Origin of the sequence: Pengzhenrongella phosphoraccumulans (genome assembly GCF_045689905.1) — a bacterium.
GTDB lineage: Bacteria > Actinomycetota > Actinomycetes > Actinomycetales > Cellulomonadaceae > Pengzhenrongella > Pengzhenrongella phosphoraccumulans.
The window spans coordinates 254,978-267,540 of sequence record NZ_CP144210.1 but is presented as its reverse complement, the minus strand read 5'-3'; the positions used below and the strand labels follow the sequence as shown (position 1 = coordinate 267,540).

15 protein-coding genes are annotated in these 12,563 nt (G+C 69.4%); 8 read left to right on the top strand and 7 right to left on the bottom strand.

The window, feature by feature from the left end; genetic code table 11:
- Positions 1–285: 285 nt before the first annotated feature.
- Positions 286–483 (bottom strand): hypothetical protein, encoded by a 198-nt coding sequence (locus tag VTA80_RS01330; RefSeq protein WP_407343625.1) that lies wholly within the window; start codon positions 481–483, stop codon positions 286–288.
- A 34-nt stretch (positions 484–517) separates the two neighbouring features.
- On the opposite strand from VTA80_RS01330, the gene VTA80_RS01325 reads away from it, so the two are divergent.
- From VTA80_RS01325 to VTA80_RS01310, 4 genes are all read left to right on the top strand, one after another.
- Entirely contained in the window at positions 518–1,096 is a 579-nt protein-coding gene (locus VTA80_RS01325) for a winged helix-turn-helix domain-containing protein (protein WP_407343624.1), read from the top strand.
- Positions 1,093–1,884 carry an SRPBCC family protein gene (locus VTA80_RS01320; protein ID WP_407343623.1) on the top strand — a complete coding sequence of 264 codons (792 nt, stop codon included), beginning with the start codon at positions 1,093–1,095 and terminating at the stop codon, positions 1,882–1,884. Before VTA80_RS01325 ends, VTA80_RS01320 begins: the two co-directional genes overlap by 4 nt.
- Positions 1,885–2,006: 122 nt before the next feature.
- Positions 2,007–2,438, top strand: coding sequence for a DUF1801 domain-containing protein (locus tag VTA80_RS01315; protein WP_407343622.1), 432 nt, complete (start codon positions 2,007–2,009; stop codon positions 2,436–2,438).
- 54 nt (positions 2,439–2,492) lie between these two features.
- Positions 2,493–3,269, top strand: a complete 777-nt coding sequence (locus VTA80_RS01310; protein ID WP_407343621.1) for a class I SAM-dependent methyltransferase — start codon at positions 2,493–2,495, stop codon at positions 3,267–3,269.
- A gap of 232 nt (positions 3,270–3,501) precedes the next feature.
- On the opposite strand, the gene VTA80_RS01305 is transcribed toward VTA80_RS01310, so the two are convergent.
- Positions 3,502–4,197 (bottom strand): winged helix-turn-helix transcriptional regulator, encoded by a 696-nt coding sequence (locus tag VTA80_RS01305; protein ID WP_407343620.1) that lies wholly within the window; start codon positions 4,195–4,197, stop codon positions 3,502–3,504.
- Positions 4,198–4,370: 173 nt separating this feature from the next.
- Here VTA80_RS01305 and VTA80_RS01300 point away from each other — a divergent pair, with 173 nt between their 5' ends.
- Complete coding sequence (locus VTA80_RS01300) at positions 4,371–5,207, top strand: class I SAM-dependent methyltransferase (RefSeq protein ID WP_407343619.1); 837 nt, start codon at positions 4,371–4,373, stop codon at positions 5,205–5,207.
- A 465-nt stretch (positions 5,208–5,672) separates the two neighbouring features.
- Here the strand turns inward: VTA80_RS01300 and VTA80_RS01295 are convergent, their stop codons facing one another.
- Both VTA80_RS01295 and VTA80_RS01290 read right to left on the bottom strand, forming a co-directional pair.
- Positions 5,673–6,659, bottom strand: coding sequence for an aldo/keto reductase (locus VTA80_RS01295; protein ID WP_407343618.1), 987 nt, complete (start codon positions 6,657–6,659; stop codon positions 5,673–5,675).
- An 84-nt stretch (positions 6,660–6,743) separates the two neighbouring features.
- Entirely contained in the window at positions 6,744–7,298 is a 555-nt protein-coding gene (locus VTA80_RS01290) for a hypothetical protein (protein WP_407343617.1), read from the bottom strand.
- Positions 7,299–7,361: 63 nt separating this feature from the next.
- Between VTA80_RS01290 and VTA80_RS01285 the strand changes: the two genes are divergently transcribed.
- From VTA80_RS01285 to VTA80_RS01275, 3 genes are all read left to right on the top strand, one after another.
- Positions 7,362–7,958 carry a TetR/AcrR family transcriptional regulator gene (locus VTA80_RS01285; protein ID WP_407343616.1) on the top strand — a complete coding sequence of 199 codons (597 nt, stop codon included), beginning with the start codon at positions 7,362–7,364 and terminating at the stop codon, positions 7,956–7,958.
- 312 nt (positions 7,959–8,270) lie between these two features.
- Positions 8,271–8,696: a hypothetical protein gene (locus VTA80_RS01280; RefSeq protein WP_407343615.1), complete on the top strand. Its 426-nt coding sequence runs from the start codon at positions 8,271–8,273 to the stop codon at positions 8,694–8,696.
- Positions 8,690–9,253: a hypothetical protein gene (locus VTA80_RS01275; protein ID WP_407343614.1), complete on the top strand. Its 564-nt coding sequence runs from the start codon at positions 8,690–8,692 to the stop codon at positions 9,251–9,253. Before VTA80_RS01280 ends, VTA80_RS01275 begins: the two co-directional genes overlap by 7 nt.
- A gap of 105 nt (positions 9,254–9,358) precedes the next feature.
- On the opposite strand, the gene VTA80_RS01270 is transcribed toward VTA80_RS01275, so the two are convergent.
- The 3 genes from VTA80_RS01270 to istA all read right to left on the bottom strand — a co-directional run bounded on the left by VTA80_RS01270 (position 9,359) and on the right by istA (position 12,244).
- Positions 9,359–9,622: a hypothetical protein gene (locus tag VTA80_RS01270; protein ID WP_407343613.1), complete on the bottom strand. Its 264-nt coding sequence runs from the start codon at positions 9,620–9,622 to the stop codon at positions 9,359–9,361.
- 280 nt (positions 9,623–9,902) lie between these two features.
- Positions 9,903–10,718, bottom strand: coding sequence for an IS21-like element helper ATPase IstB (gene istB, locus VTA80_RS01265; RefSeq protein ID WP_407341914.1), 816 nt, complete (start codon positions 10,716–10,718; stop codon positions 9,903–9,905).
- On the bottom strand, positions 10,715–12,244 hold the full coding sequence (gene istA, locus VTA80_RS01260) for an IS21 family transposase (protein WP_407341915.1): 1,530 nt from the start codon (positions 12,242–12,244) through the stop codon (positions 10,715–10,717). Before istA ends, istB begins: the two co-directional genes overlap by 4 nt.
- Positions 12,245–12,563: the final 319 nt, after the last annotated feature.

The window sequence follows — 12,563 nt, the reverse complement described above, 5'->3', positions numbered from 1 at the left end:
ACCTGCTGCTCACAGGATGCGCCGGCACCTGCTCGGGTGCGGACGCCGGGTCCACACCTTCCTCCCCGGCCCCTCCGGCCGGCTCGACGCCGGCAACCTCACCCACGCCGAGTGCCACCCCCGCCGCGGGGCCGGGCGACGACGCGACGTCCGGATCAGACACCGCAGGCGCGACCAGCACGCCCGGCAGCATGCGGTCCGACCGCTGCCGGTCCCGCGACCTGGCGGGCAGCATCACTGCTGGCGACGGCGGCGCCGCTGGCAGCGTTGAGCCCTTCCTGACAACTACGACAGTGCGACGTGCGGCCCGACGCCGGCCGACGGGTTCCGGGTGTACCCGCCCGGAGAGAAGGACTCGCTGTACGTTGCTGCGCCCGGGTTCACCGGCTGCTCGAGCACCACCGTCGAGCTGCTCACGGTCCAGGCGATCCGGCCAGGCGTGACCTGACCGGCCCCGGCGCACCGGCCCATGCCTCCGGCCATTGACAAGATTTATTGTCAATGGAACGTTGGTGTCATGCAAGACGTCGAGGTCATCGAGAGCGCCGGCGCAGCAGCGGCCGCGTTGGATCCGGTCCGGGCTCGACTGCTCGGCGAGCTGGTCGTCCCGGCCTCCGCCGCCGGGCTCGCCGCCCGGGTGGGCATCACGCGCCAGAAGGTCAACTACCACCTCAAGGCGCTCGAGGCGCACGGCCTGGTGGAGCTGTCCGAGGAGCGCCGGCACGGCGGGCTCACCGAACGCGTGCTGCAGGCATCGGCGGCGTCGTACGTCGTGTCACCGGCAGCGGTCAGCGCGTCGGCGGCCGACCCGGACACCAAGGCCGACCACCTGTCGGCGGGCTACCTTGTCGCGCTGGCCGGCCGGCTGGTGCGCGAGGTCGGCGTCCTGGCGCACCGGGCCGACGCGTCGGGCAAGCGCCTGCCGACGTTGACGATCGACACGCAGATCGGCTTCCGGTCGGCTGCCGACCGGGCCGCCTTCGCGGACGACCTGACCGTCGCGGTGCTCGACCTGGTCGCTCGCTACCACCATGACGACGGGCGCCCGCACCGGCTCGTCGTCGCAGCCCATCCCCTTCCTGAGGAGGCATCATGAGCACGATCCCGAACGTCCCGTACCGCCTGGAGTTCGCCGTCGAGGTCCCGGGCACCCCGGAGCAGGTCTGGCAAGCGATCGCTACTGCCAAGGGCATGAGCGCCTGGTTCCTGCCGACCGAGATGGAGGAGCGCGAGGGCGGTTCGCTGCACTTCGCCATGGGCCCCGAGATGGGCTCGGACGGCCGGGTCACCGGCTGGGACCCGCCGCGCCGCATCGCCTACGAGGAGGACTGGGCCGCCCTCATGGGCAAGGACCCGGATGCGCTCAGCCCGCTGACGTCGGAGTTCCTCGTCGAGGCGCAGTCCGGCGGCACCTGCGTCGTGCGGGTCACCAGCAGCGGCTTTGGGACAGGCGCCGACTGGGAGTCGGAGTTCTGGGACGACATGGGCGCCAACTGGATGCCGTTCTTCGACAACCTGCGCCTCTACCTCGCGCACTTCCCCGGCCAGGAGGCCACGCAGCTGGAGGTCACCGCCTCGCACCCCGGCGACGCGAAGGTGCTCTGGTCGACCCTGTACGACGCGCTCGGGCTGGGCGAGGAGGGTTCGGCGGTCGAGGTACGCGGCTCCACCGGCACGGTCGAACGGGCCGGCGAGCGGCAGACGCTGGTCCGGCTCACCGAGCCGGTGCCCGGGATGCTCAGCGTCTTCGTGTTCGGCGAGGGCAACGGCTCGGCGACGGTGGGAGTGCGGGGGTACCTGTTCTCCGCCGACGCGGCCGACTACGTGCGGCGCGAGGAGCCGGCATGGCGAGACTGGTTGCAGGGACTCTCCGTCCCGAGCTGACAGGAGTCCGACCTGCCCACGGCCCGCACGACCGGTGGTGTGGCCCTCTGCCTCGACCGTCAATCTCGTCATGCCGGGCCCTGTTCCGGCAGGTGTCGGGGTTGTTAGCATCTGGTCCCGAGATGGATATTCCTGAGCAGATCGAGGCCTACCTCGCCAGTCAGCCTGAGCCCAAGCAGACCGACCTCCGACAGTTGCACGCCCGGGTGGTCACGGAATCGCCGGGGTGCAGGTTGTGGTTCAGCGACGGCACCAATGAGGGCGGCAAGGTCGTGGCCAACCCCAACATCGGCTACGGCGTCTACACGATCAACTACGCCAACGGGTCTTCGCGCGAGTTCTATCGCATCGGCCTGAGCGCCAACACGACGGGTATTTCGGTCTACGTCCTCGGCCTCGACGACAAGACCTACCTCGCGCGCACCTACGGCGCCTCGATCGGCAAAGCAAGCGTCACGGGCTACTGCATCAAATTCAAGCGACTCTCCGTCATCAACGCTGACGCGCTTCACTCAGCCATCCGATACGGCATGACCATCGATCAGGCCGGTTGAGCGCAGGGGGCAACGTGATCGCGGCGCGCGTCCGTGCGGCGCGAGACTGTCACCATGTCGTTCAGCGATCACGAGCGCGGGATCCAGGCCCGATCCTTCGGTGTGGCGGCGCACCAGTACGACACTGGTCGACCGAGCTATCCCGAGGTCGCGGTCGATTGGCTGCTCCCGGTCGGTGCACGCACGGTCCTCGATCTCGGAGCTGGCACCGGCCAGCTCACCCGAAGACTCGTGGCACGAGGCCTGGACGTGGTGGCAGTGGAACCCTCCGACGGAATGCGGGACGAGCTGACCCGCGCACTTCCCGCGGTGCGGGCTCTGGCGGGACGGGCCGAGGAGATCCCCCTGCCCGACGACTCGGTCGACGTCGTGCTGGTTGCCCAGGCATGGCACTGGGTCGACGTCGAAACGGCAGTCCCCGAGGTCGCCCGCGTGCTCAGGCCCGGGGGCCGGCTCGGCCTGGTCTGGAACATCCGTGACGAGCGCGAGGACTGGGTCGCCCAGCTCGGACGACTCATGCACCAAGGCATCGAACAGGACATGGGAGCCGCGAACCCGCGCATCGGGCCTCCGTTCGGACCCGTCGAGCGGTTCGACGTCGAATGGACGCATCACCTCACCCCGCCCGACCTGCTCGACCTGGTCGCATCCCGGAGCTACGTCATCACCCTCCCCGCGGACGAACGCCACGACCTGCTCGCCCGGGTGGGGCACCTCATCGACACACACCCGTCGCTCGCCGGCGCGCAGCACATCCAACTGCCCTACATCGCACGATCCTTCCGAGCGAACTGGAGTCGTCGGGTCGCTGCCGGGGCACCGGCCAGGTAAGCGCCAGCCGGTAGGTAGGTCTTCTTCGACGAGAAGCTCGTCGTTCGCGTGATCGCCGGGCGTTGAAGCAGCAGGTCCGCAGCGAGGTGCTTGCTCCGCACCGCCCAAGGCTGGGTGGCGAAACACCTCACCCGGCGCGGTCAGGCGGGCGCGTGAGGGCCGCTCGCGAGCTGCAGCCGACCCAGGCCGACGGCGCGCGTGACGCCGATCGCGCGGGTCCGCGCGATCACGCTCAGCGCCGACGTGTGACGGTGCCGGGTCTGTGGACCTTGGCGAACGGTGAGAGCGCAAACCAGTGGGGGAGTGCTCGGCGAACCGGCTCGGGCCCCTCGAGAGCGATCCCGCCAGACCGCAGCGCTTCGCCCCAGCTGAGGTCACCGCGCCACACTTGGACCATCGACCGGAGGTCTGCGGTGACTGTCGCTGCGGTGTCGAACCCGGGGTCGAAGTCGCACACGTCGGCAGTTGGCGGGGTGATGACGACCCACCACTCGCGGCCTTTGCCGCGCAGCGCCGGGAATGAGAACCGGACGACGGTCCGGCCCGGCGGGACCGCTGATGTGTCGACGTTGCGATGCACGTCCCACATGAGCAGGTGCGGGTCGAGGTCTTCGTCGCCGAGCTCGGGGATCCAGCGCGTCCCCCACGCCCCCAACGCCTCGACGACCGGGCGGAGCTCCTCACCGGCGGGGGTCAAGACGTAGCGGACCTCGCCCGCTTCCGTGGACCGAGCCACAACGCCCCCGGCGACCAGTCGGTGGAGCCGCTTGGACAGCAGGGTGGGCGACATGCGCGGCAGTCCTCGACGAAGGTCGTTGAAGTGCTCGCTCCCGGTGGCCAGCTCACGGATGACAAGCAGCGTCCAGCGCTCGTCGAGCAGCTCCATCGTCTTCGCGACGGGACAGAACTGGTAGTAGGACGATCCCATCGTTGCAGGGTAGTCCCGGCCACGCGACGAAGTAAGGGTGGCCTCACGATCGGCCGGTACAGATCGTGTACCGGGTGGGTACAGATCGTGTACTGGGCTGGTGCTCACTCGCATTCCTACGTTGATGGCGATGGCGAATCCCCGCCACACCCTCTCAAACGAAGGATCGTCTGATGACTGCACAGACCGACACGGTCGACCCCGACCGTGCGCTGAAGACCAAGCACCGCGCGATGTGGGCGCTGGGTGACTATCCCTCGGTGGCGACCGAGATCATCCCGGAGCTCGGCCACATCCTGGTCGAGGCGGCCGGGGTGGGGCCCGGCGCCCGGGTGCTCGACGTCGCGGCCGGCTCCGGGAACGCGGCGATCCCCGCCGCCCTGGCCGGCGCCCGCGTTGTGGCATCCGACCTCACGCCCGAGCTCCTGAACGTCGGCCGTGCGGCCGCCGCGCTCCATGGCGCGGCACTGGCATGGGAGGAAGGCGACGCCGAGGCGCTCCCGTACACCGACGACGCGTTTGACATCGTCATCTCGTGCGTCGGTGCGATGTTCGCCCCGCACCACCAGACCACCGCGGACGAGATGCTTCGGGTCACCCGGCCCGGGGGCACCATCGGACTGCTCAGCTGGACACCAGGCGGCTTCATCGGCCAGATGTTCGCGACCATGAAGCCCTTCGTGCCGCCGGCCCCGACCGGAGCCCAGTCGCCCCCGCTGTGGGGCGACGAGGACCACGTCCGGTCACTGCTTGGGGACCGGGTGCACGACTTTCGTGCCCGACGCGGCACGCTCACGGTCGACCAGTTCGACGGCCCGGAGCACTTCCGTGACTACTTCAAGGCTCGCTACGGGCCGATGATCGCCGCCTACCGCGGCCTGGCCCACGACGCCGAGCGGACCGCCGAGCTCGACCGGCAATTGGCCGAGCTTGTCCGCCGCTTCGACCGCGGGCACGCGTCGACGGTCATGGACTGGGAGTACCTCCTCGTAACAGCTCGATCGCAGTGACGCGAGCACTGACGCAAGCGCTGGCGCGACCGAGCCGATCCTGGGTCGCGCCAGCGCTAGCCAAGGCTCTTCTTCCGACCGTCGCTCACTGGTCGCCACGAGGGCAGCCATGAATCTGGAGGCATGAACATGTTGTTGGCTCCGCAGGAGTACGTAGCAGCAATGCTGGCTTGCCGCCGTGACGCTGAGCTGCACGACCAGCACAACAAGGAGACGCTAAGGCCGACCCAGGGGGAATGGCTCCGCCAGGTCGTGTCCAACCTCGCGACGCGGCCGGCTCGGGCCTCACGTCAACGGACCCGGGTTGCCGGGACGCTTTCGCCCGCGATGACAAGCGTGCACGACGACCACGGCCCGCAGATTCACCTCGATCCGCGATGCTCGGCCGTTAATTCTCAGCCGAACCGAACACTCGCCCGATCCCCGAGCCAAGACCAGGCCTTGACACCCTGATGGCTAGTCGCTTCATAGCCCGGTCTGCGCCTGCATGGCTTCGTTGTAGCGCGCGCCCGTGACGCCGATGCGGGCAGCTGCGTCCCCGAGCGAGGCGATGTCGGCGCTGGACAGGTTGAGGCGGGTCGCCCCGATGTTCTCGTCCAGGCGGGACAGCCGGCGGGTGCCGGGGATGGGGACGAGCGCGGGGCGCTGGGCGAGTAGCCACGCGAGCGCGACCTGCGCCGGTGTGGCGGCGTGCGCGACGGCGACCTGGCTGACGAGGTCGACCAGAGCCTGGTTCGCGGCGCGGTTCTCCTCGGTGAACCGGGGGATCGTGGTGCGGATATCCCCGGGGGTGAATGCGGTCGTCGCGGCGACGGTGCCCGTGAGGAAGCCCTTGCCGAGCGGGCTGAACGGGACCAGCCCGATCCCGAGCTCGTCGAGGGTGGGCAGGATCTCGGCCTCGATGTCCCGGGTCCACAGCGAGTACTCGCTCTGCAAGGCGGTGACCGGGTAGATGGCGTGGGCGCGCCGGATGGTTCCCGCACCGGCCTCGGACAGCCCGAAGTGGGCGACCTTGCCCGCTGCCACCAGTTCGCCGACCGCACCGGCGACGTCCTCGATGGGCACGGCCGGGTCGACGCGGTGCTGGTAGAACAGGTCGATCCGGTCCGTGCGCAGTCGCCGCAGCGAGTCGTCGGCCACCCGGCGGATCTGCTCCGGGCGACTGTCCTGGCCGACGGACTTACCGTCGCGGATGTCTGCGCCGAACTTCGTGGCGATGACAACCTGGTCGCGCAGCGGCTGGAGTGCCTCGCCGACGAGTTCCTCGTTGGTGAACGGGCCGTAGACCTCGGCGGTGTCGAAGAGCGTGACGCCGCGCTCGACGGCGCCGCGCAGGACGGCGATCATCTCGTCGCGATCGCCCGGGTTGGGGCCGTAGCTCTGGCTCATGCCCATGCAGCCCAGGCCGAGCGCCGAAACCTGCAGGCCCTGGCCGAGTGTCCGGATCTCCACGATTACCTCCTCTGGTCCGCCGTCGGTGCGACGCGACGAACCGCTCGATCGGCCGTCGCGACGACGCTATCGGCGAGCGCCGTGTTAGCCACCGCGGACAGCCTGCGGTGTGCGCTTTGGCCAGAGCGTGTAGTAGACGGGCCAGCCGACCAGCCAGATGACGAGGGGGATCGTCAGTCGCGCAATCCATCCCTGCAGTTCCATGGTGCGGGTGGGGTCGCCGATCAACGCGATCGCCACCGCAAGCAGGCCGCACGCGATCAGCCAGCCGAGGAAGGCCTTTCTCCATTCCATCCATTCGTACCTGGTACGTGCCGCGCCGTAGCGCGGGGGCTTGACCGGCTTCGGCCCATCGGCGAATCGGTGCGCGACCCGCTGATCGGCCCAGCGGATCGTGCTGTGCCCAAAGGCGACCGAGAACCCGATGTACGCCGCGGCCAGACCGTGGACGAACGTCGCGGTGCTGCCGCCTCTCAGGTCGAGCACGGTTGCGGCCAACAGCACCAGGTCGACCAGAGGCACGCCAACGAGCAGCGCAGCACCCAACCGCGGTAGACGCAGGGCGTAGCGCGCCACCAATCCGGCCCCGAGCAGAACCCAGAACCCCACCTCACACGCGACGATCACGGCAACGAGCACGGCCAGCTCCCTCGGGTTCAACGCACGGCCGTCATACTGGCACGAGTGTGCTAGAACGGTTGGATGCCACGTTACGTCGACCCGGTCGCCCGCCGCAAGGACATCGCCGAAGCGGTCTCGCGTGTGATCCATCGCGACGGGGTCGACGGCGCATCGGTCCGCGCGGTCGCCCGCGAGGCGGGTCTGTCGTCGGGATCGTTGCGCCACTACTTCGCCACCCAGAACGAGCTGCTCGCGTTCACCATGCAGCTCGTCACGGAGCGCGTCCGCACCCGAATCCAGGCGATCACACCCTCATCCGACGTCCGCGCCCACGCCGAAGCCGTGCTGGCGGAGCTGCTCCCGCTCGACGCCGAGAGGTTGTCTGAGATGGAGATCTGGCTCGCGTTCACCGGACAAGGCCTCATCGACCCCACGCTGCGGACACTTCGCGCGGAGAGCGCTCAGCTGATGCTGGGGATCTGCCACCGGCTACTCGCTGAGCTGATCACCTCGGGGGATGTCGACCCCGGCCTCGATCTCGAACTCGAGGCAGAACGGCTCCATGCCGTCCTTGACGGCATCGCCCTGCATGCATTGACCATGCCCGAGCGAGTGACTCCTGACGTCATGCGCGCCGTGATCAGCGCGCACCTCACCAGCCTGCACACCCAGCAATAGCGCACCCCCGTCGACAACGTCTCTCAACGACAGCGTCGCGGTCGGCGAGGTTCGAGCGCGACGCGGCCCGCTCCTGCGGTGTCTTGGCAGTTCACGCTAGATATCTAGGTGCCCCGAGTGGGCTTCGAGGTGGTCCACCGTCGGCCGCTCCGAGGACGGCCTCTCGGACCGCCTGGTTCGTGGCCCGCACGGCTGAACCTCACGTCGATGGCCCGGGGGACCTAGGTCTCGGTCTTCCCGACAATCGGCTGTTATCGTCTGTTCTGGTGATGAAGCCGCCTCGTGGAGAGAAGTGAACCCGGGGGCCGGGCAATGACACAGGACTACAACTGGATCGACGACGCCGCACACGAGCGCCGGTCGACAGCGGTATTCGCGGCTGCCGACGTCACCGACGAGATTTTGGGGCTGGCTAGATCCCTCGAAGACGAGTGGTTCAGCCGCGATGTGTGGATCGACTGGTCGAGCTTCTTCGCCGACCTGAGCTGCGTCGTGATCCCCTCCACCGGGCGAGAGCTGGATTTCGGGATCGAGCCCGGGTCGCCCGCGAAGGATCGGGTCCAGCGTCACATCCGTATGCGTCGCATGGCGAGCATCGCCCGGTGGAAGCTCGCCGCGGACCGAACCATCCTGGTGGTCGACTCCGCGGCGCCTGCCTTGCGGGTGGTCTATGGCGGAAGCTCGGTCAGTGACCTGGGCTGTCCCGAGGTTCCGGATACCTCGTGGGAGACATGGTGATCTCCGCACCGGTCCGGGTCGGCGTCCGAGCGACACCGGACCCGAACGTCGGGCCAACGGTGCACGGTACGTGGGGCGACCCCTGCTACGAGCAGGGCAGCGGCTTCTACGGTGGGCTCTGCCTAGGACGCGGGCAGACGTCCACGTCCTTCGTCCCGAATCTGGGCACGGCGCAATCCCGCCCGCTGGCCGTGCAGGCCGAGCAGTGGTTGCGCCCGGCGGTCGGTGCGACTGCGACCCTGATTCAGGGCTGCAGCGGTGCGCTCGATTCCGGCGCTCTCCGGTCAGCGAAACGGATTCGTCTGTTCGCGCAGATCGAGTCGGAAATCCTCGTATTCCAGGCGGCGCGCCGGCGCAGCATCCTGGGCATCTCCGAGGCAGACCTCGAGCTGCGGTCTCGGGGCGAGGCAGTGGCAGCGCTCCGCAGGGGTCAATTCGCCGAGTCGGCGCGCCTCGCGCGGGTCCGTCGACACGGCGAGCCCGCTGCAGTCGCGTCGGGTTGCATTGCGGGGATACCCGACAGCGCCCGTCGTCGTCCGGCCGCCGGCGCTCGGTAGCTGCAGAACGCACTGGACCCAGCAGGCAAGGGAAGCACCCGAGCAGGACGATGCGGTGGCCGGAAGAGGGGGCACCTGCGTCAGGCGCTTCGTCTCTTCCTCAACTCACTCGGGCGCCGCGAAACCCTCTTCGACTGTTTGGCGGATGAGCGTGACCGGCGAGGTCTCGGGCAGGTGGAGTGCCTCGAGAACCTCGACACGTACCAGGTCGTCGTTGACCTCGGCGGCGGAGAACCGGACGTTCCCCGCGGCCTGACCCGAAGCCGTGTGCATCAGTTCCAGTGTGAGGATCGATTCAGGAGCCACGATCTTGTCTGTCACCTGCGCGTCCTGGTGGATCTGCTGGTCCTCGTAGGCGACGATGCCCACCCAGGTCTTGACCTGATCGTTCGGCAGTTCCACGGTTCCTTCTTCCGGGTCGCGGTCGTGTTCTTCGCAGCCCTTATCCCCGATCGTGCCGCGGGAACAAGGCTAGCGGGGCCAGGTCGAGGCCCGGGACACCTCAGCCGACGACCGTCGGAGCGGCATTGTCAAGGGCCATTGAGTTCTGCCCAGAGGCGGTCGTGAGACCTGCCCGGTGACGGCCACGAAATGTGCCCGGTGATGGCCATGGGATCTGCCCAGTGCTGACCATCGCCGGCCCGGGTTCTCAGCTCAAGGGGCTCACCCCTTGGCCCGCGAGGGCTTGTGCCTGTCGGACGCTCTCGCCGCTGGTCTGGCAGACGTGCGCGTGGTGCAGGAGCCGGTCGACGGTGGCCGTCGCCAGGGTCTTGGGCATCAGCTCGTCGAACGCGGCCGGGTGCAGGTTGGACGAGATCGCCACCGAGCGTTTCTCGTAGGCGGCGTCGACGAGCCGGTAGAGGCCCTCGGCCGCGTCCTGCGCCACCGGCAGCAGCCCTATGTCATCGACCACGACGAGGTCGGCGCGCAGGACCCGGGCGATGGCCTTGGTCACCGAGTCGTCCGCGCGGTGGCGGCGCAGCAGCGTGCCGAGGTCCTCCAGGGTGAACCAGGCCACCCGTAGTCCTTGCTCGACGGCGTGCTGGCCCAGGGCCTCGAGCAGGAACGTCTTGCCCGTCCCGGACGGTCCGCAGACGACCAGGTTCTCGCGGCGGTGCACCCATTCCAGGGTGCGCAGCGCTTGCTGGGTCGGGGCCGGGATCGAGGACGCGGCAGGGTTCCAGGCGTCGAACGTCTTGCCAGTGGGGAACCCCGCGCCGGCCCGCCGGGTCGCCAGCGCGGAGCGTTCGCGCCCCGCGGCTTCCTCGACCAGCAGCGCGCGCAGCACCTCGACAGGTTCCCACCGTTGGGCCTTGGCGGTGGCGATCACGTCCGGGGCGTGGCGGCGGATGTGCGGCAGCCGCAACCGGTGCAACAGCGCCTGGACGTCCTCGGGCATCGCCGGCGCCGACGGGACCCCGATCACCGGCACGGACGCCTCGCGGGTGCGGGTCGGGGCGCTCACGCGGTCACCTCCGTCGCAGAGGTCGCCGTGCCGAGGGTGGCCCAGCCGCGGGTGCCCTGGGTCAACGACCGGTCCTCGCCGGCCTGGTTGACCGGTCCGGCCGCGGTGGCCGCGTGGTGGTGGTCCAGGATCGAGGCGAGGTCGGCCTCGGCGAACCGGGCATGGACCGCGGCGTGGCCCAGCGCCCAGTCGACCTCGCCGGGGGTGAACAGCTTGGCGAGCTCCACGGCCTGGGCCATCTTCACGCGCATCTTGGTCGTGCCCGCTGCGGCGGCTTCGGCCAACCACACCCTGGCGCCGTCGCCGAGGACCAGGAACGCGGCCTCGGCGGTGGTCCGCGCGAGCGGGACCCGGCCGAGCGCGCCGGGCGGCGGAGGTGGGAAGTGGGCGTCGATGATCTGCGGGCTGCCCGGGGTCGCGCGCGGGTGGCGGGCGACCTCGAGCGGTCCAGTGGCCCCGACGTGGACGATGACGACCTGCTCGTCGGCGCCGCGCCCATGGACCCGCACCCAGACCGTGGCCCCGAGCAGTTCGTGCGGCACGGAGTACTGCCCGGAGTCGAACGTGACCATCGGCGTCTTGGGTGGCACGACCCGTGTCAGGCCGAACGCGACCGTGTGCGGGTCGACCGGGACCGGGTGCAGGCGGGTGTGTTCCTCGGCGAGCATCGCGTCCGGAGCACGCCTGGTGACGCGGTGGACGCGGGCGTTGACCTGCGCGCAGAACGCCTCGCACGCGTCCTCGAGGTCCGCGAACGACGCGTAGGCGTCCAGGAGGTTGGTGTCCTTGGGGACCAGGTCCGCCTTGGCGATCTTCACCGACGACTCGCTACCGCCCTTGGTGGCCGGGTCCACCGGGACACAGGTGTGCAAGGTGACGCCGTAGTGGCGGGCGAAGGCAACCATCGCCGGGTTGCGAACCGGCATGCCGGCCACGTGCTCGACGGTCACGGTCTTCTCGTTGTCGGTGAGCAGATACGTCGGCGCCCCACCGATGCGCCGCAACGTGACGTCCAGGGCGGCCATCACCGACGGTGAAGTCTTGTCCCTGATCGCGAGCACCACCCGGAACCGCGACCACGCCAACCACGCGATGAACAGCGTGGTCTTGGCCCCGTCGATGACGGGCCCGTCGCCGAAGTCGTACTGCAGCCACATCCCGGGCTCGGTCACCCACGGCCGGTGGACCCGGGTCCGCCCGACCCGGAAGCTCGCCTTGACCACCGCCACAGCCCGGCGCGTGGTGCGCTCGGAGCCGGTGAAGCCCAACGCGACGAGCTTGTCGTGGGCGACGTCCGCGCGGACCTTGCCCTTGGACCTCTCGACCCACTCCTCGATCTTGGGCAGAAACTCGTCGATCAGCTGCGCGCGGGCCGCGGCCCGATCGGACAACGCACCCGCGTCGCGGGCCGCGACATAGCGGGCCACGGTGTGGTGGGACACCCCGGACAGCTCCGCGGCGTCACGCAACGACCCGGTCAAGTCGAACGCTTCCAACATGTTCATGATCTCCTCGGCAGACTTCACGGTGTCCCTCCTGGGGGCGAACGGCGCATCAGCACCGCCAACCGCACCCCGGGAGGGGCCTCAGCCGCGGGAAGCGGCGAGGCGAAGAACGTCGTGTCGGGCAGATCTCATGACCGCCAGCGGGCAACTCTCATGTCCGCTACCGGGCAGTTACTTGGCCGCCTCCGGGCAGTTTCTCGTGGCCGCTGTCACGGCATTCACAACCGCACCGAACCCTGGACAGGCCTGACCGGCATTACCTGTGCGGAATCTCGCGTCCGGAGGGTGCGGGGCCACCGTCGGACGGGGGCCCGCAGATCTCGTTCCCTCGGCAACGGGA

Bases quoted from the DNA above. Each gene is read 5' to 3' on its own strand.
- VTA80_RS01330 (WP_407343625.1), bottom strand. From the start codon at position 483: ATGGCCGGAGGCATGGGCCGGTGCGCCGGGGCCGGTCAGGTCACGCCT.
- VTA80_RS01325 (WP_407343624.1), top strand. From the start codon at position 518: ATGCAAGACGTCGAGGTCATCGAGAGCGCCGGCGCAGCAGCGGCCGCG.
- VTA80_RS01320 (WP_407343623.1), top strand. From the start codon at position 1,093: ATGAGCACGATCCCGAACGTCCCGTACCGCCTGGAGTTCGCCGTCGAG.
- VTA80_RS01315 (WP_407343622.1), top strand. From the start codon at position 2,007: ATGGATATTCCTGAGCAGATCGAGGCCTACCTCGCCAGTCAGCCTGAG.
- VTA80_RS01310 (WP_407343621.1), top strand. From the start codon at position 2,493: ATGTCGTTCAGCGATCACGAGCGCGGGATCCAGGCCCGATCCTTCGGT.
- VTA80_RS01305 (WP_407343620.1), bottom strand. From the start codon at position 4,197: ATGGGATCGTCCTACTACCAGTTCTGTCCCGTCGCGAAGACGATGGAG.
- VTA80_RS01300 (WP_407343619.1), top strand. From the start codon at position 4,371: ATGACTGCACAGACCGACACGGTCGACCCCGACCGTGCGCTGAAGACC.
- VTA80_RS01285 (WP_407343616.1), top strand. From the start codon at position 7,362: ATGCCACGTTACGTCGACCCGGTCGCCCGCCGCAAGGACATCGCCGAA.
- VTA80_RS01280 (WP_407343615.1), top strand. From the start codon at position 8,271: ATGACACAGGACTACAACTGGATCGACGACGCCGCACACGAGCGCCGG.
- VTA80_RS01275 (WP_407343614.1), top strand. From the start codon at position 8,690: ATGGTGATCTCCGCACCGGTCCGGGTCGGCGTCCGAGCGACACCGGAC.